This is a genomic window from Rheinheimera oceanensis (genome assembly GCF_018831085.1).
In the GTDB taxonomy this organism is placed as follows: domain Bacteria; phylum Pseudomonadota; class Gammaproteobacteria; order Enterobacterales; family Alteromonadaceae; genus Alishewanella; species Alishewanella oceanensis.
On record NZ_JAGPNM010000004.1, the window covers coordinates 44,160 to 65,338 of the forward strand.

The 21,179-nt window shown below is 48.0% G+C and carries 23 protein-coding genes; 6 read left to right on the top strand and 17 right to left on the bottom strand.

Features of this window, described 5'->3' with window-relative positions; translation table 11 throughout:
* The 3 genes from J3B89_RS10390 to J3B89_RS10400 form a co-directional block, all read right to left on the bottom strand.
* Nucleotides 1-612, bottom strand: a complete 612-nt coding sequence (locus J3B89_RS10390) for a hypothetical protein (RefSeq protein WP_215397502.1) — start codon at nucleotides 610-612, stop codon at nucleotides 1-3.
* Between the two features lie 121 nt (nucleotides 613-733).
* Nucleotides 734-1,777, bottom strand: coding sequence for a patatin-like phospholipase family protein (locus tag J3B89_RS10395; RefSeq protein WP_215397503.1), 1,044 nt, complete (start codon nucleotides 1,775-1,777; stop codon nucleotides 734-736).
* Between the two features lie 26 nt (nucleotides 1,778-1,803).
* A complete protein-coding gene (locus J3B89_RS10400) occupies nucleotides 1,804-3,090 on the bottom strand; it encodes an anti-phage deoxyguanosine triphosphatase (protein ID WP_215397504.1) in 1,287 nt (428 codons plus the stop codon).
* A 193-nt stretch (nucleotides 3,091-3,283) separates the two neighbouring features.
* On the opposite strand from J3B89_RS10400, the gene J3B89_RS10405 reads away from it, so the two are divergent.
* On the top strand, nucleotides 3,284-3,583 hold the full coding sequence (locus tag J3B89_RS10405; protein ID WP_215397505.1) for a YebG family protein: 300 nt from the start codon (nucleotides 3,284-3,286) through the stop codon (nucleotides 3,581-3,583).
* On the opposite strand, the gene J3B89_RS10410 is transcribed toward J3B89_RS10405, so the two are convergent.
* The gene (locus J3B89_RS10410; protein WP_215397506.1) at nucleotides 3,580-4,977 is read right to left on the bottom strand and encodes an alanine/glycine:cation symporter family protein; all 1,398 of its coding nucleotides are present in this window, start codon (nucleotides 4,975-4,977) and stop codon (nucleotides 3,580-3,582) included. The two genes, J3B89_RS10405 and J3B89_RS10410, sit on opposite strands and share 4 nt — an antisense overlap.
* Before the next feature lie 93 nt (nucleotides 4,978-5,070).
* Here J3B89_RS10410 and J3B89_RS10415 point away from each other — a divergent pair, with 93 nt between their 5' ends.
* Both J3B89_RS10415 and J3B89_RS10420 read left to right on the top strand, forming a co-directional pair.
* Nucleotides 5,071-6,090 (top strand): cation diffusion facilitator family transporter, encoded by a 1,020-nt coding sequence (locus tag J3B89_RS10415; protein ID WP_251372346.1) that lies wholly within the window; start codon nucleotides 5,071-5,073, stop codon nucleotides 6,088-6,090.
* An 83-nt stretch (nucleotides 6,091-6,173) separates the two neighbouring features.
* Nucleotides 6,174-6,737, top strand: a complete 564-nt coding sequence (locus tag J3B89_RS10420) for a lipid-binding SYLF domain-containing protein (protein ID WP_215397507.1) — start codon at nucleotides 6,174-6,176, stop codon at nucleotides 6,735-6,737.
* A 51-nt stretch (nucleotides 6,738-6,788) separates the two neighbouring features.
* On the opposite strand, the gene J3B89_RS10425 is transcribed toward J3B89_RS10420, so the two are convergent.
* Nucleotides 6,789-8,003 (bottom strand): pyridoxal phosphate-dependent aminotransferase, encoded by a 1,215-nt coding sequence (locus J3B89_RS10425; protein ID WP_215397508.1) that lies wholly within the window; start codon nucleotides 8,001-8,003, stop codon nucleotides 6,789-6,791.
* 244 nt (nucleotides 8,004-8,247) lie between these two features.
* Here J3B89_RS10425 and J3B89_RS10430 point away from each other — a divergent pair, with 244 nt between their 5' ends.
* Complete coding sequence (locus tag J3B89_RS10430; protein WP_215397509.1) at nucleotides 8,248-9,111, top strand: glucosaminidase domain-containing protein; 864 nt, start codon at nucleotides 8,248-8,250, stop codon at nucleotides 9,109-9,111.
* Nucleotide 9,112: 1 nt separating this feature from the next.
* Nucleotides 9,113-9,760, top strand: a complete 648-nt coding sequence (locus tag J3B89_RS10435) for a DUF2987 domain-containing protein (protein WP_215397510.1) — start codon at nucleotides 9,113-9,115, stop codon at nucleotides 9,758-9,760.
* A 15-nt stretch (nucleotides 9,761-9,775) separates the two neighbouring features.
* On the opposite strand, the gene ttcA is transcribed toward J3B89_RS10435, so the two are convergent.
* The 11 genes from ttcA to ccoN all read right to left on the bottom strand — a co-directional run bounded on the left by ttcA (nucleotide 9,776) and on the right by ccoN (nucleotide 19,571).
* Nucleotides 9,776-10,702 carry a tRNA 2-thiocytidine(32) synthetase TtcA gene (ttcA, locus tag J3B89_RS10440; protein ID WP_215397511.1) on the bottom strand — a complete coding sequence of 309 codons (927 nt, stop codon included), beginning with the start codon at nucleotides 10,700-10,702 and terminating at the stop codon, nucleotides 9,776-9,778.
* An 80-nt stretch (nucleotides 10,703-10,782) separates the two neighbouring features.
* Entirely contained in the window at nucleotides 10,783-11,715 is a 933-nt protein-coding gene (gene uspE, locus J3B89_RS10445; protein ID WP_215397512.1) for a universal stress protein UspE, read from the bottom strand.
* Nucleotides 11,716-11,813: 98 nt separating this feature from the next.
* Nucleotides 11,814-12,527: a fumarate/nitrate reduction transcriptional regulator Fnr gene (fnr, locus tag J3B89_RS10450; protein WP_215397513.1), complete on the bottom strand. Its 714-nt coding sequence runs from the start codon at nucleotides 12,525-12,527 to the stop codon at nucleotides 11,814-11,816.
* Nucleotides 12,528-12,564: 37 nt separating this feature from the next.
* Nucleotides 12,565-13,239 carry a sulfite exporter TauE/SafE family protein gene (locus tag J3B89_RS10455; RefSeq protein WP_215397514.1) on the bottom strand — a complete coding sequence of 225 codons (675 nt, stop codon included), beginning with the start codon at nucleotides 13,237-13,239 and terminating at the stop codon, nucleotides 12,565-12,567.
* On the bottom strand, nucleotides 13,236-13,415 hold the full coding sequence (ccoS, locus tag J3B89_RS10460) for a cbb3-type cytochrome oxidase assembly protein CcoS (protein WP_215397515.1): 180 nt from the start codon (nucleotides 13,413-13,415) through the stop codon (nucleotides 13,236-13,238). The genes J3B89_RS10455 and ccoS overlap by 4 nt, the downstream gene beginning before the upstream one ends.
* On the bottom strand, nucleotides 13,415-15,793 hold the full coding sequence (locus J3B89_RS10465) for a heavy metal translocating P-type ATPase (RefSeq protein WP_215397516.1): 2,379 nt from the start codon (nucleotides 15,791-15,793) through the stop codon (nucleotides 13,415-13,417). Before J3B89_RS10465 ends, ccoS begins: the two co-directional genes overlap by 1 nt.
* A 12-nt stretch (nucleotides 15,794-15,805) precedes the next feature.
* Entirely contained in the window at nucleotides 15,806-16,291 is a 486-nt protein-coding gene (locus J3B89_RS10470) for a FixH family protein (RefSeq protein WP_215397517.1), read from the bottom strand.
* 69 nt (nucleotides 16,292-16,360) lie between these two features.
* A complete protein-coding gene (gene ccoP, locus J3B89_RS10475; protein WP_215397518.1) occupies nucleotides 16,361-17,344 on the bottom strand; it encodes a cytochrome-c oxidase, cbb3-type subunit III in 984 nt (327 codons plus the stop codon).
* On the bottom strand, nucleotides 17,337-17,516 hold the full coding sequence (locus tag J3B89_RS10480; RefSeq protein WP_215397519.1) for a cbb3-type cytochrome oxidase subunit 3: 180 nt from the start codon (nucleotides 17,514-17,516) through the stop codon (nucleotides 17,337-17,339). The genes ccoP and J3B89_RS10480 overlap by 8 nt, the downstream gene beginning before the upstream one ends.
* Before the next feature lie 5 nt (nucleotides 17,517-17,521).
* Entirely contained in the window at nucleotides 17,522-18,133 is a 612-nt protein-coding gene (gene ccoO, locus J3B89_RS10485) for a cytochrome-c oxidase, cbb3-type subunit II (RefSeq protein ID WP_215397520.1), read from the bottom strand.
* Between the two features lie 10 nt (nucleotides 18,134-18,143).
* Nucleotides 18,144-19,571, bottom strand: coding sequence for a cytochrome-c oxidase, cbb3-type subunit I (gene ccoN, locus J3B89_RS10490; protein WP_215397521.1), 1,428 nt, complete (start codon nucleotides 19,569-19,571; stop codon nucleotides 18,144-18,146).
* Between the two features lie 279 nt (nucleotides 19,572-19,850).
* Here ccoN and J3B89_RS10495 point away from each other — a divergent pair, with 279 nt between their 5' ends.
* Nucleotides 19,851-20,240, top strand: a complete 390-nt coding sequence (locus J3B89_RS10495) for a hypothetical protein (protein WP_215397522.1) — start codon at nucleotides 19,851-19,853, stop codon at nucleotides 20,238-20,240.
* Between the two features lie 14 nt (nucleotides 20,241-20,254).
* On the opposite strand, the gene J3B89_RS10500 is transcribed toward J3B89_RS10495, so the two are convergent.
* The gene (locus J3B89_RS10500) at nucleotides 20,255-21,103 is read right to left on the bottom strand and encodes a D-hexose-6-phosphate mutarotase (RefSeq protein WP_215397523.1); all 849 of its coding nucleotides are present in this window, start codon (nucleotides 21,101-21,103) and stop codon (nucleotides 20,255-20,257) included.
* Nucleotides 21,104-21,179 lie beyond the last annotated feature (76 nt).

Here is a 21,179-nt window from a genome sequence, read left to right on the forward strand (position 1 = left end):
TTAATCTACCTCAACATCCTGCTGCGCCAGTGCCTGTTTTAGCTGGTTGGTATCAGCTTCAAACATAGGCAACACGGAGGTTCTCATATGCTCTACCTGTTCCAGCAATAGTTTGGTGCCATAGTGAGCGCTATAAAAGCTGGTTTGAATTTTTCCATGGATATCATTAACTTCGCGGTAGAATTTGCGGCTTTCACTTAACAGTGCTGAGGGAGTTTCCAGCGTGGCCGGAGAAAATTTCATGCTTTCCCAGACAAAGGTATCTAATACCAGAGAATAACGCTTTACCGCGTGCACACTAATATCTTTAATCTGCTCGGTGTATTTTTCGATCAGCACCAGATTATCACTGAGTTCATGCTGTAATGACTGGCGTAAATAGTAGTTATTCTTATCACTTTGAATTTGTTCAAACAGTACTGCCTGTTGTAAACCTTGCTGGGCGGCCAGATAAACACCCATTACCGTTGCAATAATCATCGAAATCTGGCTTACCCAAAAACTCAGGTTGGATATTTCACCTTGCTGCAGCGGTATAGCTTTTTTTTGTTTTTGATATTGTGCAGTTTCGTTCATATTGACGGTATTGGTAAGTGGATCGCGGGCGGGCATAACATGTCCTTGTTGTAGTGAATAAAAAGTGACATAAGTGTAACCCGAAAGCCTGTTGCTATTACAGCTGGTTGGTTATCAGGTACGTTTAAGTGCTTATTTTTTGTTCAAAATGTAAGGCTTAAAGTGGCTCAAGGCTAAAATTGTGCTGTTTTAAGGCGTCAGCCAGCTCATGTGAACGTTCAATAACCTGCTGCCAGTACGCTATTCTGATGTTGTCGGCCAGTTTAAAGTCTTTGCGATCGGGTATTTTGCCAAAAGGTAATGATTTTACCCAGCTATCAGACGGGCAAAGCAAGACTACATTATGCAAATAGGCCGGATTAGCTTTACGCCATTTAAGCGCTTTATCAAACCAGCCCGGCGTAAGGCTTGGGTAAAAATGCGGGTATAACACCAGGCCGCTATCAGTAAAGGGCAGGTCAAAATGATAGTCGGTAACACCGCCATCGTAATAACGGCCAACGCCTGCGCCGGCAATATCTTCCACCGGGTTTAATACCAGCGGAATAGAACCGCTGGCCAGCACTGCCTGGCGTAAGTTAGCGGTACTTAGCTCAGTATGCTGGGTGGGTAACAGACCGGCATAATGAAACGGCGAGGGTTCGCCTGGCGCATGGAATAACACACGTTGGAAAAAATACTGCAAATGCTTGCGGTTAAGCAAATTGGCACCAGCGGCTAATGTTAAACCACCGGCTTGCAACAGTTTACTACGTGCTGCAGACAACCGGCGGGCTTTAGCCACAACCAGGTTAAGCTTAATCAGGGGGTTATTTATAACCTGCTGTACATGCTGCTCTGTTGGAAAAACATCATCAATAATACGTGCCGAAATTTCGGTTATCAGTTTTGTATCGGCTGTTTTGGGGTAAGTAATATGGCAATATGCGCGGCAAAAACGCTGTGAGGCTGCCACCGGATCTGCCTGAGCAAAGCAGGCAAAGCGCCATGCCCCGGCTGAGCTGCCTAAAATATGCAGTGGCGTGCTGCGTCCGGCGAAAAACTCACCAAACAGGTATTGATCCAAACCGAACAGACTAAACCACTTGGGGCCGCCGCTGGCTCCTACCATAACGCTAAAATCAGCCTGCTGCAGGCCATGTTGCTGAATGTGGTTAAATGCTGTTGGCCCGGCCAGTATACGTAATGCTGTTTTACTCAAAACGGTAGGTACCTGTTACTTAATAGTTAAACGGTAGCATATAGCCGGCGGTACATATGCTCGGCGTAGTCATCAGTCATGCCGGAGATATAATCGCATATCACCCTGGTTTTCAGCTCGTCGGGGGCATCTGCCCAGCGTTGCTGGGTATTGGCCGGCAGTAGCCGTGACGGATCAGAGCTGAACGCATCAAACAGGGCCATCAGCATATTCTGACAGCGAAAACGGGATTGCTGGATCTCTGGTTTTGAGATTACGCAACGGTATACCACCTGTTTTAAACAATGCAAAATCGCCTGTGGGGCAGTGTCCAGCGCAGCGTTGTAGCGGATAAGTGGCTCCTGTGCTTGCGGTAAGGCTTCATATAACGTTACAGAGCTTATCAGCAAATTAACCAATGAGCCTATCGCATCTTTGCGCAGGTGATGCTGATGACTAAACAGCGCTGTACTGATCTGTTGCATCAGTTGCTGCAAGTCACCGGGTAACGCATCCCAGTGTGCCTGAGTATGTTGCTGCCATTGTGTCTGGCTAATATTACCCAGCACAATGGCATCTTCTAAATCATGTACGCCATAGGCGATATCGTCTGCCAGCTCCATAATAGACGCATCCAACGATTTATAGCGTGATTTCAGGTAGGGTGATTTATTCAGAATGTCGGTGCTTTGAAACAAACTACGGTCAGCTTCACTTAATGGTGCCAGGATCCAGGCCAGAATATCAGCATCGGCAGCAAAAATAGCTTTTGCCGGTTTCCATGGCGTTAAGTTAAGCGGGTTAGTGGTTGTGATAATTTCCTGGCGTAAATCGGGTTGTAATACCGGGTATTTCAATAACCCCAGCAGGGTACGGCGGGATAAATCCATCCCGTGATGCAAGGTATAAGGTTCCAGCTTGGCTACTATCCGTAACGTCTGGCCGTTACCTTCAAAACCGCCGGCATGCAGCATTTTATAATTCAGGGCGGTTTCGCCACCATGGCCAAAAGGCGGGTGGCCAATATCATGGGCCAGACATAAGGCTTCCATCAGGCTGTCGTCAGGTAAAAAAGCTAATTGCGCTGCATCCACTTTGCTGCGCAGCTGGCTAACCAGGCCGGTACCAATTTGCGCCGCTTCCAGTGAATGCGTCAGGCGGGTGCGGTAAAAGTCGTTCTGGCCAATACCCAGAATCTGGGTTTTTGATTGCAGACGCCGAAACGCTGCCGAGTGCAGAATACGGGCCCGGTCACGCTGCCAGGGGGTACGTTGATCGCCTGGCCTGCTGTTGCTAATGCCAGAGCGACGCTCAGACCAAAGAGGGTGAGGCATAGTAATCCTTGTTAATTCAAACAGCTAAACCATAAAGCACCATGGCGTACTTATATGCGCTATAGTACGCCAACTGTGATTAAACTTCGAGCCTGGCTGGCGGAACATTGGCGGATTTATCTGCAAAAAAAGCATTCGACAAGTAAAAATTTATACTGTATAAAATAACAGTTATTTAATTGGAGGAAATGCCATGGCTGTAATTATTAAGTATGTAGTAGAACGTAACGGAGCAGAAAAAATGACTTTTACGTCTAAAGCAGAAGCTGACGCTTATGACAAAATGCTGGATACTGCTGACGAACTGGCCCGCTTTTTAGCTGGTAGCAGCTTAGTTACTGATGAGCAGCAGGTTGAAGCGCTGGCACTGTATATGGCACAGCAGAAAGATGACTTGCTGGTTGCACTGGGCGCAAAAAAGCCCGCACCTAAAGCTGATAAAAATGAAAAAACCACTAAAGCTAAAATTGCGGCAGTAGAGCAGGCCGCTTAACGGGCCTGCTGTTGTTTTGCCCAGTAGGCTTTAAGATCGGCTCTTACTTCGGGTAACAGCAAGTACAGCGCCAGTATATTGGGTACGGCCATTAAAAAAATCATTGAATCTATAAAGTTAAACACCGCCATTACATCCGGTACGGCACCCATAGATACAATCAGGCAAAACAGTACTTTATAAAGTTGTGTCAGGTGTTTGTCCTGGCCTACCAGATAACGCCAGCCGGTCATACCATAGTAAGACCAGCTGATAACGGTAGAAAAACCAAACAACAGCAATGCAACCATTAACACCCAGGGAAACCAGCTAAATACTGAGGCAAAGGCACCAGAGGTAATTTGCACACCGTCCAGCCCCGGTGTTTGATAAGCTCCGGTAAGAATAATCACCAGTGCTGTAATGGTACAAATAACCACTGTATCAATAAAGGGTTCCAGTAAACCAATAAACCCCTGGCTTACCGGCTCTTTAGTCCGGGCGGCGGCATGGGCGATAGGGGAAGAGCCAATACCGGCTTCATTCGAGTAAGCCGCGCGGCGAAACCCCTGGATCAGCACACCAATAAAGCCGCCATAACCGGCTTCCGGTGTAAAAGCACCTTGTACTATCAGCCATAAGGCTGATGGAATAGCGCTGGCATGGGTAAGCATAACCAACAGTGACGCCAGCAGATAAATGCCGCACATCAGTGGTACCAGTTTGCTGGTAACACGGGCAATACTTTTTAACCCGCCAATAATTACGGCACCAACTAAAAAGGCATAAATGGCGCCGAACAGCCAGGCATTATCGAAACCGGTTACGCTTTTTACCTGCACAAACCCCTGATTAACATGTACAAAACCAGCAGAGCCAAAAATCACAAATATTGAAAATGCTATTGCCAGTATGCTACCCAGCAGCGGCAGGTTAAATTTATCCAGCGCGGCTTTAATGTAATACATCGGCCCGCCGGATACGCTGCCGTCAGCATTGATTTGCCGGTACTTTACCGCCAGCGTACATTCAACAAACTTGGTCGACATACCAAGCAAGCCTGCTACTATCATCCAAAACGTTGCGCCCGGGCCACCAAGGCTGATAGCGACAGCCACGCCGGCAATATTACCGGTACCAACAGTGCCGGAAAGTGCTGTGCTAAGCGCCTGGAACGGGCTAATTTCACCATTGGCACCAGTACGTTTATTGTTTTTTAGCAAACTCAACGCATGGCCAAAACCGCGCACGTTAATAAAGCCAAGGTAGCAGGTAAATACCAAAGCGCCGCTTATCAGCCAGATCAACACCATAGGAATACTGACACCATTGATATTAAAAGCATAAAATACGATGGCAGTTAGCTGGGTTGTCAGGCTTTCAAATGCCTGCTGGAAGGAAAAATCGCTATTCATTTATTAACTTCAGCGGTATGGACGGCTAATTATTGCTGCAAGATTACTGTGTTATCATTGCATAAACAAGCGTTTATCTAAAAGCTTGTGCCAATGATTGTATTGGCACTGAATTGCTCTTATGCTCAGTATTCATACCATCTGTATATCTGGTTAAGCCTTATGTCAGAGCAACAACAGCTGAACCGGCACGCTACGCATCACAGCCATCATCACGGGCACCATTTGGGGCATCAGCACGGACATCAGCATACGCATCACAGTGAAAGCAGTAACATAGCGCTGGCGTTCTGGCTGAATTTTAGCTTTGCCATAATTGAGATTATCGGCGGCATATTAACCAACAGTGTTGCCATTATTGCTGATGCTATTCATGATCTGGGCGACAGCCTGGCAATAGCTTTTGCCTGGGTGGCCAGCAAAATTGCAGCCAGGCAGCCCACGCAAAAATACAGTTATGGTTACCGGCGCTGGTCGCTGTTAAGCGCACTGATCAGCGGTCTTATATTATTAGTTGGCTCGGGCTGGGTATTATCAGAGGCCATTCCACGGTTATGGCAGCCGCAATTACCGCATACCGGCGGCATGTTTGTGCTGGCTGTTTTTGGTATTGCAGTGAATGGCGCGGCCGTATTACGTTTACGTCGTGGTAAAACGCAAAATGAAAAAGTACTCAGCTGGCATCTGCTGGAAGATGTGCTGGGCTGGGTTGCCGTGTTGCTGGGCGCTATTCTGATGTTCTTTACCGGTTGGGCCTGGCTTGATCCGGTATTATGCATTGGTTTTACGCTGTTTATTCTGTTTAATGTTTTAAAAAGCCTGCGCCAAACACTGGCATTGTTTTTACAGGTAACACCTGATCCAGCGCTGCAGCAGCAAATTATTACCGAGCTAAATGCGCTGGAGTTTGTAAAAGCGGTACATCATTTACATTTATGGTCACTCGATGGTGAGCAGCACGTACTGACAATGCATGTAGAACTTAGCGCCGACGCCGCCCTGACTGAACAGTTGCACTATAAACAGCGTATTGCCCAATTGCTGGCACCGTACAGCCTGAGCCACACTACCGTAGAGTTTGAACTCAGTGGAGAAATCTGCCGCGATGCATAGCAAACCGCTAAGCGGTGGGGTTGTTAAGTGAAACTTCAGCAATGCAGACTACACTCAGTCTGAACTTCTGACAGGAGTATGCTATGTGGAAATATCTTACAGCGGCAGTATTAAGCTCAGTACTTATGCTGCAAGGTTGTGCCGGTGGTGTAAATGCCAGCGCAACTGAGCAGAAAAAGGCCATAACCCAGATGCGCAGTGACGTGCTTACCGAGCTGTACCGGCAAAAAGCCAGTGCCAGAGCTGAATTACAAAGCGCACCGGGTTATGCCACATTTAGTAATGCCAATGTTAATGTCATTCTGGCCAGCTTTGGTGGCGGCTATGGTGTAGTGCGGGATAACCGGAGTGGCGCCGACACTTATATGAAAATGGGTGAAGTCGGGCTGGGTTTAGGTGCCGGGGTAAAAGATTTTCGTCTGGTAATGGTGTTTCATACCGCTGAAGCGATGCAACGCTTTATCGATCAGGGCTGGGCTTTTGGTGCTCAGGCTGATGCGGCGGCAAAAGCCGGTGATAAAGGCGCAGCAGTAGGTGCTGAAGCCAGTGTTGTTGATGTGACTATTTATCAGTTTACCGAAGCGGGTTTGGCCTTGCAGGCAACGTTAAAAGGCACTAAGTTCTGGGTTGATAAAGATCTAAACTAACCGGCAGCAAGAATTAGCACGCAAAGGCAGCTTACGCTGCCTTTGCTTATATTATTGGCTGTAGCCCGGTAAAAACTGTGCCAGTTTGCCAATAGCGGCTTCCAGTTGTTCCTTATGCGGTAAAAACACAATACGGAAGTGATCCGGCTCCGGCCAGTTAAAGGCTCTGCCATGCACCAGCAACACTTTGTGTTGGCGTAAAAAATCCAGCACAAATAGCTCATCGTCTTTAATACGGAACTTTTTGCGATCAATTTTCGGAAACAAATACATCGCGCCTTTGGGCCGTACGCAGCTGATACCGTCGATTTGTGTTACCAGTCTATGCGCCAGATCCATCTGTTCATATAAGCGGCCACCTGGCACCACCAGCTCGTTAATACTCTGATAGCCACCCAGGGCAGTTTGCACAGCATGCTGGCAGGGCACATTGGCACATAACCGCATTGAAGCCAGAATGTTTAAACCCTCAATATAATAGCGGGCTAAATGTTTGGCTCCGGAGATAAATAACCAGCCCACACGAAAACCGGCAATACGGTAATTTTTAGATAAGCCGCCAAAAGTCAGCATAATTAAGTCGTCGGCCAGTGATGCTGTGCTGACATGCTCAGTGCCATCGTACAGCACTTTATCGTATATTTCGTCGCTAAGTACCACCAGCCGGTGCTCGCGGGCTATTTTCAGCAGCTCTAATAAAAAGGCTTTATCGTACACTGCACCGGTTGGGTTGTTCGGGTTGATCAGCACAATGGCTTTAGTTTTTTTGCTGATCTTTTCTTTAATATCGATCAGATCAGGGTACCAGTCCTGCTGCTCGTCGCAGCGATAATGCAGTGCTTTGCCTCCGGCCAGGTTAACTGCGGCTGTCCACAGCGGATAATCGGGCGAGGGCACCAGCACTTCATCACCGTTATTTAGTAATGCCTGCAGCGACATTAAAATAAGCTCAGACACACCATTGCCAATATAAACATCATCGGCGTCAGCCCCGAGAATGCCGCGCTGTTGATAATACTGCGCTACTGCCACCCTGGCCGGGTAGATACCCTGTGAGTCTGAATAGCCCTGTGCGGTGGGCAGGTTATGAATAACATGCTTGAGAATTTCGTCAGGTGCTTCAAAACCAAAAGGCGCGGGGTTGCCTATGTTAAGTTTGAGGATGCGGTGGCCTTCCTCTTCCATGCGTTTGGCTTCCTGTGCGATAGGGCCGCGGATGTCGTAACAGACTCCGTCTAACTTTGATGAGCGCTCAATGGGTTTCATAACAACGACCTTAATGTCTCCGTTTTATCCGTCCAGACAGCTAAATTGCTGTGGCACTCTGTTTTTACATAACTATCGTTACTTTGCAATGGCTACAGCGGGCTTTACAGAAAAAAACTAAGCCAATTAAGTTTTTCATCGTATAAAGTTGGCTGTGCAGGTAAAATGTCGCCGTCTTGTTGTAGCAAACCGGTTACTGACATAGCAAGGGTGCTATGCAGGAAGAGTAACCTACAGGTGATAGATGTTATTGAAAAAAATCATTATTCCAGCTTTCTGGCTGTTAGTTTTTGTCGCCGTTATGAGCCCGTTTACTGAGCTTGAGCCGTTAAAACAGCTGGATTCACTGGAAGAGTGGCAAAAGCCCAGCCGTATTACGGCATTAAACCGGGCTGATCAGGAAAAGGTGCTGCAGCGCCTGGCATATACTCAGCCATTACCGGCCTTTAAAGCTTTACCGGACTTTAACCAAATTACTGATATCTCAGAGAAGAAACGCAGTTTTTTTAATTATTTACGCCCCTATGTTAAACGTGAAAATGCCCGTTTGCGTTCGCTGCGCCAGCAATTGCTGGAGATTCAGGATAAAAAGCAAAAACACCTGCGCATGTCTGTAGAAGAATATGCTTTTTTGTACAGCCTCTATGATGAATTCCGCATGGAAGTTACAGAAACAGATGAAAATATGCTTGAGGAATTACTACGGCGGGTAGATGTGATCCCCGAGAGCCTGGTATTAATGCAGGCGGCAAATGAGTCTGCGTGGGGTACCAGCCGTTTTGCTGTAGAAGGTTATAACTTTTTTGGCCAGTGGTGTTTCCGGGAAGGTTGTGGCCTTATCCCGCAATCACGGCTAGAAGGCCAAACTCACGAAGTAGCCAAATTTGATAGCCCTGCAGCAAGTATTAACAGCTATTTTTACAATTTAAATGCTTTTCATACCTATGAGCCATTGCGTTCTATTCGTGCCCGTTTGCGTAAGGAAGGCAAGCCGGTGCGTGGCGAAACTCTGGCGGCTGGCCTTGGCGCGTATTCTGAGCGGGGAGAAGAATATATCGCAGAAATCAGCGGCATGATCCGGTTTAACCGCACACTATTGGAAGAATAATATGCGAAACCTGATGCTATTGTTGTTGGTGCTGAGTGCACCGGCATCTGCCGATTTGTTGCTAAACTACAACGGCTTTTACAACCGGATGAAAAAGCTGCAGCAGCCCGAATACAGTGATATCACCCTGGCATTTGCCCTGACGGGTACCCGCAGTGGCCAGGCTTGTAAATACTATAGCCTGGGCCTGAAAAGCGACCGGCATGATATAGCGCTGGATCTTGCCGGTAATGGTGAAATCAACTTACCGTACGATGAAGCACTAAAAGACAGCAATGCAATACTTGAAGTGTTACAGGCCGATAACGCTGAGCCTTGCCAGGTGCAGTTCCGGCTGCGCTCACGCATGCGCTTGGCAAATGGCTTAAGTTTGGCGCAGTTACAGCATTACCGCAGCCAGTTTGATTTGTTGCTGGATGATATGGCCGGCTTAAGTAAATACTGGTTACCTGATGTTACCGGCGTGATAGTTGAGTTTGCTGATGACGTTACAATGCCGCAGCTTGATGCCGCAACACTGGCGGTCACCCAGTGTCAGGCAAAACGTTGTTTTATTAACCTTAACGGCAACCTGCCTCAAGACAGCCACTGGCTGTTTAACCAGCGGCCCAGTTACCTGTTGCCACTGATTAACAGCGACACTAAGTAAGCTAAGAGCTGCAGTTTAACTTAATGCGATAACCTGCACACTGTTATCGCTGTGTTGCTCGTCATCTTCATCATTAACCAGCCCGACCGGAATAGCCGGTACGCTTTGTTTATCAAAAGCAGTATCACGCTCCGCTAACTCGGTATCCTTACTCAGGCCGGCAAAATCGAACAGATTTTTGTCGGCCATATGTGAGGGTACTATGTTCTGCATGGCCTGAAACATGGTTTCAATCCGGCCCGGAAAGCGTTTGTCCCAGTCTTGTAGCATCTCTTTTACCACCTGACGTTGCAGGCCGTCCTGAGAGCCACAAAGGTTGCACGGAATAATCGGAAACTGGCGCGCGACTGAATACTTTTCAATGTCTTTTTCCCGGCAGTAAGCCAGCGGACGGATCACGATATGCTCACCGTTATCACTCACCAGTTTAGCTGGCATTGACTTCATTTTGCCGCCATAAAACATATTTAAAAATAAGGTTTCAAGCATGTCATCGCGATGATGGCCCAGTGCTATTTTGGTTGCGCCAAGCTCTTTGGCTGTGCGGTACAAAATACCACGACGCAGGCGGGAACACAGCGAACAAGTAGTTTTGCCCTCCGGGATTTTGTCTTTAACAATAGAGTAGGTATCTTCAGTGACTATTTTATAGTCAACACCTATGCCGCTCAGATAAGCCGGTAACACATCTGCCGGAAAGCCCGGTTGTTTCTGATCCAGATTAACGGCAACCACAGAAAAGTTAACTGGTGCAGACTGTTGCAGGTTTAGCAGAATATCCAGCAGGGTGTAGGAGTCCTTACCACCGGATAAACACACCATGATTTTATCGCCTTCTTCAATCATGTTGAAGTCGGCTATAGCCTGACCAACACCCCGACGCAGACGTTTATGCAGTTTATTCAGATTGTATTGAGCTTTAGCTTGCGCTGCGTGAGTCATAACACTACTACCAGAAACAAAAATGGCGCACATTATAGCCAAAGGTGCGCCAATACCAAAGCAGTGCTGTAGGATAAAAGTCAGTCTTTCTGCAACGGGCAGACAAAATTTGCCGGTTTTACTGCCAGTACATCGCAGTCCAGCCGATCGATAACGTGTTCGGCGGTATTGCCAATAATGGCGGCCGACAGGCCGGTACGGCCAATAGTGCCAATAACCACCATTTCAGCATCCAGTTTAGTGGCTATTTGCGGTAACACGTCTTCAGGCATACCTTCCATAACATGGCAGTGCTGGCTGTCGATATCAAACTGTTTTGCCAGAGCCGTTACCGCATCTGCATGATGGTGTTTCATGGTGCTGTTATATTCCTGCGGATTAAACTCGGGAATTTCTATCGCAATATTTACCGGAGTGCCCGGAAAGGCATTTACCAGATGCGTTTGAGCGCTTAGCATGGCAGCCATCTGCAGGGCTTTGGCGATAACGCGCTGATTCAGCGACAAATGGTGCTCTTGTTCACTGCCAGCGTTAACAGCGGCAATAATATTGCCAGCTTTCGGCCAGTCGTGATCTTTAACCAGTAATACCGGGCAGGGGCATTTACGCAGAACATGCCAGTCGGTAGGTGTGAAAATCATCGATTTGAGTACGTCATGATCATGGGTGCCTTTAATCACCAGATCGTAGTTATCTTCCAGTACCGCGTGCACTATGGCCTCAAACGGGCGGCTGTGCCAAACCACTTTAATAACGATATTTAATCCGGTGGCGCGATAGCGCTCGGTTAGTTCGCTGATCCACATCTCGCGATCTTTAATAACCGCCTGACGCATAGATTCACGCTCTTCGCCAGACAACATAGTCGTCATTTCGTAGGAAAAATCGTATACCGATAAAAAAGCGGTGAGCTTGCCGCCTTGTAAACGAACTAACTCTATGGCCCGGTTAAGAGCTTTTTGCTGTTCTACACTGGGGTCCAGTACAACTAATACATTGTTGTAAGCTGACATAAACTGCTCCACTTTGCGACTTTGTCTTTAAGTGTAGTCAAATTAGCACTGTTTGCCTGCGTTTAACTTGCGCTGGCGCAAGTTAAACGCAGGACATATCAGCAATGGGCTGTCAGAGCGGCCAGTTTGGATAGTGCAGCTTGGTCTTTAATGCTTATCAGTTTGCCGTCTACCTGAATGAGTTGCTCCTTATCCAGTTTACTCAGTAAGCGGCTGATCGTTTCTACTGTCAAACCCAGATAATTGCCAATGTCGCTACGGGTCATCGTTAAACGAAAATCATTGGCTGAAAAGCCACGGCTGGCGTAACGCTGCCCCAGCTGAGATAAAAAAGTTGCCAGCTTTTGCTCAGCAGTTTTGCGGTTTAGCAGTAACATCATTTGCTGATCAGCCTGAATATCTTCGCTCATCAACCGCATAATCTGCTGGCGTAACCGCGGTAGCTGGTCGAGCAATGTTTCCAGATTTGGCAGCGGAATTTCGCATACCATTGCGGTTTCCAGAGTTTCTGCATAACTTGGGTGTAATTGTTTGCTTAATGCGTCAAAACCGACAATATCGCCCGGTAGATGAAAGCCGGTAATTTGCTGTTCACCCTGATCGGTAAGGGTAAAGGTTTTAAAAGAACCGGTACGAATCGCATACAGGCATTTTTGTGCCTGACCGGCTTCAAACAACATGTCACCTTTATGCATTGGCTTTTTGCGCTGAATAATGTCATCCAGCCGGGTTAGCTCGTTTTCATTTAAACTAAAGGGTAAGCACAGCTGGCTGAAACCACAGTCCTGACAGTTAATGGCGGAACGTTGCATAACGGTATCCTTGCCTTTTATAAATAATAGTGACAGCTTAAAAAACCATACGTTTTATAGCAAGCCATATTGTATAACTACCATAAATAGCCAGCATGGCAGCGGCGCTATACCGTACAGCCGTATGCCGTTTAATCTTATTCATCAGCTGTGCGGCGCTGCCGGTTAATAAGATGGCCGGTAAAGTTCCCAGGCCAAATGCCAGCATTAATACCGCGCCGGCAGAAACACTGCCACTGGCCAGGCTCCAGCCTAAAGCACTGTATACTAAGCCGCAGGGCAGTGCTCCCCAGCACATTCCATAGGCGTATGCTTTGGCTATGGAGTCCAATGGCAAAAAGCGCCGCGACACAGGCTGTACATATTGCCATAGTTTTTGACCGGCTTTTTCCAGCAGCAATAAACCAAACCATAACCGGCTGATATACAGCGCCATCATAATAAGTAGAATACCCGCCACCAAACGCAGCCATAGCATTGAAGCACCGGTAAGTTGCATGGCACTGACACCACCATAGCCGACTATAGCGCCGAACACGGCATAGGTGGTAAGACGGCCTGCGCTTAATGCCAGTTGCAGTAAAAATTTTTCTGCCGTACTTTGTACCGGCATGGCCAATTGTAATGCTCCGGCAATGCCGCCGCACATTACCAGGCAATGCCCGCTGCCGAGAAAGCCTATCAATAATGCTGCAAGCAAGTCATTGCTCATGGGGCAGGTGGGTCTTGCTTATCTTTATTGGCTACGGCTTTTTCATCAAACAGTATGCTGAAGCCTTCTTTATCCAGATCTTCGAACTGTTTGTTACGAACTGCCCAGAAAAACACCGCCAGACCAATTAGCACAAACAAAATAGCAATCGGGATCAGTACATAAATAACACTCATTATTTGAGCAGCCTTAACGAATTTGATACCACCAGCAACGAGCTGAACGACATACCAATAACAGCAATATAGGGTGAAACAAAACCGGCAACCGCCAGTGGAATAATAATCAGGTTATAACCAACCGACCAGGCCAGATTTTGCCTGATACCGCGCTGTGCTGCCTTGCTGCCCTGCAGTAAGGTGGCAATTAAGCCGATATCATGTTGCAACAATACCACATCGGCCTGATTTTTAGATAAATCTGTACCCGATTGCATAGCTACAGAAACATGCGCAGCATGAAAACTCGGGCTGTCGTTTATACCATCACCGAGCATCAGCACTTTATGTCCGGCGCTGACCAGTGTTGTTATTTCAGCTACTTTTTGCTCAGGCGAGCAGCCTTTAATCATCTGCTTGAACCCAAGCTGTTGCTGCAGTTTATCTGCCTGATCTGAACTGTCGCCGGTAAGCATCAGCAGTTTGTATCCTTGCTGCTGCAACTGGCGGACAAGTACCGGTACTTCCGGGCGCAGGGCATCATGCAAGCTGACTGCCGCAATAAGCTGGTTATCGGCAGTAAGGTACACCATTGCTTTTGCTTGCGGTTCTACCGCACAAAAAGCCGCGCTGCCCACTTTGATTTGCATGCTATTAAGCCGGGCACTAATACCACTGCCGACAACAATATGTACCTGTTCAAGATCCAGTTTGCCGGTGAGGCTGGAGCTAAAGGCCCGGCCGATAGGGTGTTCGGAATACGCTTCCAGATTGGCTATCAGGTTCAGGGCCTGCTCTTTGTTGTAATCGCTGCAAAACAGTGTAACGTCAGATATTGAAAACCGCCCTTCGGTCAGGGTGCCGGTTTTGTCAAAAACAATATGTGTCAGCTCTGGCAGCACATCCAGCACCTGAGCATTTTTGATCAGAATACCGCTACGGTTAAGCCGGGCCAGTGCACAGGTAATGGCTGTGGGCGTAGCCAGGCTTAGCGCGCAGGGGCAGGTTGCTACTAATACTGACAGTGTGACCCAAAACGCGCGATCGGCATCCAGCCAAAAGTACCAAAGCGCAAAAGTAGCGGCGGCTATAATAAGCAAGCGCTCAACAAAGTACTTTGCCAGGCGGTCGGTGCGCTGCAACACGGCAGGTTTCTGGCTTAATGTGCGCTGCTGCAGTGCAATAATCTGCCCCAGCCTGGACGATGCCAGTGGCTGGCTGACATTGACCTGCAACAGGCCATCATGGTTGATACTGCCAGCCATGACCAGATCGCCGGTACTTTTACTTACCGGTGCGTATTCACCGGTTAGCATCGACTCATCGGCAGAGCTGTGGCCGCTGATAATCTGGCCGTCTGCGGCTATGGTTTCACCCGGCTTTACCAAAATGCAGTCACCGCTTTGCAATCTTCTGGCTGATACGGCCTGCTGTGCGCCGTTTTTTAACAGAGTGGCGGTTACCGGCATGATTTTCAGCAAGTTGCTGGTAGCATCGCGTGCGCGTGAGCGGGCTCGGTACTCAAAAAACTTACCCAGTTGCAGTAAAAAGGTAAACATACAGACCGATTCAAAATACACTTCACCAGTGCTAAACGCGGTAGCATAGGCTGAAGCAAAGAAGGTGTAGTAAATGGCCAGGCTAACCGGTACGTCCATATTCATTTGCCGGGCTTTTACACTGCGCCAGGCACTGCTGACAAAGGGCAGGGCAGCATAAAGCACTACCGGCAGCGTTAGTAACAGGCTTATCCAGCGTAAATACCCCTGGTGTGATGCATCTATGCCGGTGTACTCACCAAAATACAGGGCCACGGCTAACATCATTACCTGCATGGTCATAATGCCGGAAACGGCCAAACGTTTCAGATAACGGCTAAGTTCAAGTTTGAATACCTGCTCTTCCTGATCGGCAATAAATGGGCTGGCCTGATAACCAATACTGGCAAGGCTTTTCAGAATGCTGCTAAGCGGTATGCTGTCTGCGCGCCACAACAGATGACAGCGCTGGGTGGTAGAATTAACATTAACCTGGTGCACTGCTGGTAACTGGCGTAGTTGCTTTTCAATTAACCAGGCGCAGGCGGCACAACTCATTCCACTGATAGACAGCTCCAGCTCTGTCAACTCGCCTTGTTTGTTGCTGATATCTTCCAGCACCTGAGGTGCGTCAAAGCTGCTAAGTTCAGCCTCAAGTTCTTTGGGTATAGCGTTAGCACGGTTGGCAGGTTCAGTACGAAAGCGGTAGTAGTCTGCCAGATCACTGCTGATAATCGTATCGGCTACTGCCAGACAACCAGCGCAACAAAACTGGCGCTGTCTGGCATCAAATTCAAGCTGAAATGAGGTGCCTGACGGCACAGGTTCATGGCAATGAAAGCAATATATGGCACTCACTTATGCGCCCTGTCAGTAGCCAAGCTTAATTTCAGTTTCAACAGGCAGTTCAAGTGTGGCACGCAGTTTCCAGTCTCTGGAGGCGTCAGATACAACTAACTGCCACTTGCCTGTTGGTGTAATGGGTAATTTTGCGACATAAAGCAGCTCACCACTGCGTTCAGCATCCAGCGCAAAATCACGCTCGGCCAGAGTGGTATGATAAAAATCCAGATGTATTGCACCTTCCAGCACGGTATTTTCAGCAAAGCGTATTATGGCACTGTCACCGGCAATTAATACTCTGGCATCAAGGTTACGCAGCGCTGCTTCACGGTATTTGGCCAGCCGCATATTAATTGCACGACCCTCTTTGTAGTAGTCGTCTACCACCAGATCAGGAGTATGCTGCTGCATTATATAGACGGAATGCACGGCTTTTAATGCGGTGGCAACAGGGATGGCAATTAAAATCCAGGGCCACAGCTGTTTGTACCAGGGTTTAGTGTCTTGCTGCATAAAGATCCTTAACGCTAATAACAATAAGCCCCGAAACGGGGCTTATAAGTACAGAACAACGAAGCAAGCTTATTGCTGCTCTGCAGGTTTTTCCGGATTGGCTAAACGGTAGACATAGGCCGTAAGAATATGCACTTTATCTTCGCCTAACGTTTGCTTAAAGGCTGGCATAACACCATTACGACCTTTAATAAGCGTTTCTTCTACCGCACGGGCTGAACCGCCATATAACCAGATATTATCTGTCAGGTTAGGGGCACCAAACGGCAGGTTGTGCGCCAGACTACCTTTACCATCCGGGCCATGGCAGGCGGCACACAAGGCAAATTTCGCTTTACCTGCTTCAGCATCACGCTCGTTTACCGAACGGCCTGACAGGCTTAGCACATAAGCTGTCATTTCTTTAATACCTTGCTCGCCGAGTGCATCAAACCAACCTGGCATTACCGCTTTGCGGCCGTGCAGCAGGGTTTCTTTGATTTTTTCCGGAGTTCCGCCGTATAACCAGTCGTTGTCAGTCAGGTTAGGAAAGCCATGCTGGCCACGGGCATTGGAGCCGTGACACAGCGCGCAGTTTTGTAAAAACAACCGCTGACCGATTTTAATTGCATCATCATCATAAGCCAGATCTAACACGTCGCGTTTGGCAAACTGCTGGAATACCGGGCCATACACTTCGTCTGCCCGCACCATTTCGCGGTCAAACTCAACATTACGTCCTTCTTCTACAGCTTTTACTACGGCTAATTGTGACTCTTCCAGTGATTTGATACCCTGGTTTGAACTTGTCCAGCCTAAAAAGCCTTTCCAGTTACCCAGACCAGGGTAGGCCGCCAGATAAAAAACCGACCATACCAGCGTTAAAATGAACATATAAGTCCACCAACGTGGTAACGGGTTGTTTATCTCTTCAATACCGTCTACTTCGTGACCGGTTGTTTCGTCTTCGGGTACGCCGACGTAATTTTTCAGGTTCCAGGTCAGCAGTATTGCACAGCCGATCAACACCGGAAGGGTTAACACTATGATCCAAGCACTCCAAAAGCTACTCATGATCTGACTCCTGTTTGTTTTTTTGTTGTGCTTTTTGTTCGTCTTCAAATACCAGATTGGCAGCCTGATCGAAATCAGCTTTGCGTTTCTTGCTGTATGCCCAGATCACAAAGGCAATAAAGGCGACGAACAAAATGACGGTAAAAATACTGTGTATCGTTGCGTATTCCATGGGCATTACTTCAGATGCGTGCCAAGCGACTGCAGATAAGCTATCAGTGCTTGCATTTCAGTTTTACCTTCTACAGCCGCAGCAGCGCCCTCAATATCTTCGTCAGTGTATGGCAAGCCAAAGCTACGTAATACCTGCATTTTTTTTGCGGTGTATTTACCGTCCAGCACATTTTTATCTAACCATGGAAAAGCCGGCATATTAGATTGCGGCACCACTGAGCGCGGGTCCATTAAGTGGGCGTGATGCCAGTCGTCGCTGTAGCGCTCGCCCACACGGGCCAGATCAGGGCCTGTACGTTTAGAACCCCACAGGAACGGATGATCCCATACACTTTCACCGGCAACAGAGTAGTGACCATAACGCTCTACTTCGGCCCTGAATGGACGGATCATCTGGCTATGACAACCAACACAACCTTCGCGGATGTATATATCACGGCCTTCTAATTGCAAAGCTGTGTAAGGTGTCATACCGTCCACTGGTTGCGTGGTTTCATCCAGAAAAAATAGCGGTGTAATCAATACCAGAGTGCCAAAACTGATGGCAACAATAGTTAAGATTGCTAACAGGCCAACACTTCTCTCAATTTTGTCATGATGATTCTTGTTCGACATGATTTACCTCTTACGCTACTGCTGGCACAGGTTGTAGTGATTCATCTTTAGCGCGCACTGTTTTGTAAACGTTGTACGCCATCAGTAACATACCGGCTACCACAAATACCCCACCTATAAACCGCATCAGGTAAAATGGCATAGAAGCTTCCAGACTTTGAACAAAGCTGTAAGTTAAAGTGCCGTCGGTATTTACTGCGCGCCACATCATGCCCTGGGTAATACCGGATATCCACATCGCCACGATGTATAGCACCACACCGATAGTATGCAGCCAGAAGTGGGTATTAATCAGAGAAATGCTATACATCCGGCCCTGGTTATACAGCACCGGGATCAGGTGATAAATTGCACCGATAGAAATCATCGCAACCCAGCCTAAGGCACCGGAGTGTACGTGGCCGATGGTCCAGTCAGTGTAATGCGACAGCGCATTTACTGATTTGATTGCCATCATCGGGCCTTCGAAGGTAGACATACCGTAGAACGACAGAGAAACAATTAAGAAACGCAAAATAGGGTCGGTTTTCAGCTTATGCCAGGCACCTGACAGCGTCATAATACCGTTAATCATGCCGCCCCAGCTTGGCACAAATAACACAACTGACATCACCATACCTAAAGACTGAGTCCAGTCTGGCAGGGCAGTGTAGTGCAAATGGTGCGGGCCGGCCCAGATATACAGCGCAATTAATGCCCAGAAGTGCACAATAGATAAACGGTAAGAATATACCGGACGACCAGCCTGCTTAGGCACAAAGTAGTACATCATGCCCAGGAAGCCTGCAGTTAGCAGGAAACCAACCGCATTGTGACCATACCACCACTGGATCATGGCATCTACTGCACCGGCATATATTGAGTAAGATTTAAACGCGCTTACTGGCATAGCCATGCTGTTTACAATATGCAGCGCAGCCACTGTAAGAATAAAACCGCCTAAGAACCAGTTTGCGACATAAATGTGGCTGGTTTTACGCTTGACTAAAGTGCCGAAGAACACAATAGCGTAAGACACCCAAACTAAGGTGATCAGAATATCAATTGGCCATTCCAGCTCTGCATATTCTTTGCTGCTGGTTAAGCCCATTGGCAGGGTAATTACGGCCGAAATAATAACGGCTTGCCAGCCCCAAAAGGTAAACATGGCCAGTTTTTCGGCAAACAAACGCACCTGGCAGGTACGCTGCACTATGTAATAACTGGTAGCGAACAGGGCGCTGGTACCAAAGGCGAAAATTACCGCATTGGTGTGTAAAGGACGAAGACGACTATAGGTCAACCAAGGAGTATCAAAGTTTAATGCCGGCCAATATAATTGGGCCGCGATTAATACGCCCACCGCCATGCCGATAATCCCCCAGAAAACGGTGGTTAAGGCAAAGAGGCGGACAACGCGATAGTTGTAGTCAACATTTAACGATTTGGTCTGGCTCATGTTGAGTTCCGCTGCAGTTAGTGCTGGTTACTGATACAGGCTGTTTGCGCAGCCATTCTTGTTATAGGCAGAGTTAACATCCGGTATTTGCAATGTTTAACCCTACCAATTTGGGGCTGCATCTTAAGGGTTTTACCCTAAAAAAGATAGGTAAAGCAGCCCGTTTTATGATTTAGAACAAAGTCGCTGCTCATTAAATAGTCAAGTGTAGCTGCTGTTTGAGGCATTTCATTAAAACAGCGTACAATATGGCAACCCTGAGCATTTATCTGATTAGCTATGCGTGTATTTTATCTTTTTTTGCTGTTGTTGTGCTGCCTTTGGGGTTGCAGACCGCCTGATATAGCGCCCGTCTCATCGCTTAGCCTGCTGGACGACAGTACAATACAACTTGAGCTAAGCCCGGGCCATGCGCCGGTTGAAACTCCGCTGCTATTGCAACTGACAGCGGCTGATGTGCTTGGTGTCAGCGGTGAGCTAACCGGCGTATCTATGTATATGGGAAAAGTGCCGCTGCGGTTCAGTCAGCACGAGGGAATATGGCAGGCCGAGTTTTTACTCGGAGCCTGCAGTGATCCTGAAATGTTGTGGCAATTGCAACTGGAGGTCCGGTTTGCCGATGGCCAAACGCGCAGCCTGACAAAACAATTTCACACCAGTTGGCGCTAATTAACAGCGTTGAATTATTGCGTTAGCTTAATTTGCTGCGTGAGCTGAAGTGGCGCGGCTTCGCGCAGTTGTAAGCGCGCGGTTTCAACACAGATAAATTCCAGATAACTCTCGTCGGCTAAATCTTTGGTGCTGTGGCTTTTATCCTGCCACGGGTTCCAGACAATCGTAGCGTCCTGGCCGCTTTGGCCAAGCTCAAGTTGTTGTGTACCGGTATCCAGTTGCAGCTTAGCCGCTGGTTTGGCGTAAATGCGGTCAACTTCGGCATTGACGGTGGCCACCGGCGTATTGCTGTTCTGATTGCTGGCCGTAACTTTGTCCTGATACTGCAGTGGCAAAGGCTGCACCTGCGTTTGCCCGATATTAGCGACACTAAAATAACTGTGTAATGCTGCCTGCTGCGCTATACCAGAGTTACACTCTAAGCTGATGGTTAAGCTATCGCTTAATGTTAGTTGCAACTGGAGCGTAGTTTCATCCGGGTGGTAGGGCAGAGTAGCTACCTTTATGGCCAGTGTTACTGACACACCGTTTGTGCTGATGTTTTGTCCGGCCAACTGCCAAAGCTGCGTTCTTACTACACCGTGATTGGGTAAAGATTGTTGCTGCGGATTCAGCCGGGCATCAACCGGGCCGAACCAGGGCCAGCATACCGGCACACCGCCGCGAATAGGTACCTGGTTATGCCATTGCGCCAGTGGTGATAGCCACAGCACTTCTTTACCCGGTACCGGCTGATAAGACAGTACCTGAGCACCGTATAAAGACACCACGGCAGAAGCTTCGCCAAATTGTAAGGTAATACAGGGCAGATCAGTTAAATGGCCAAAACCGGTTTGCAGGTTAATTGCGGTATTTAGCATGGTATCCTCGGGGTTGTTGCCAATAAGTAGTGCAGTACTATAAACAAAACAGCCAGCATAAAGCTGGCTGTTTGCG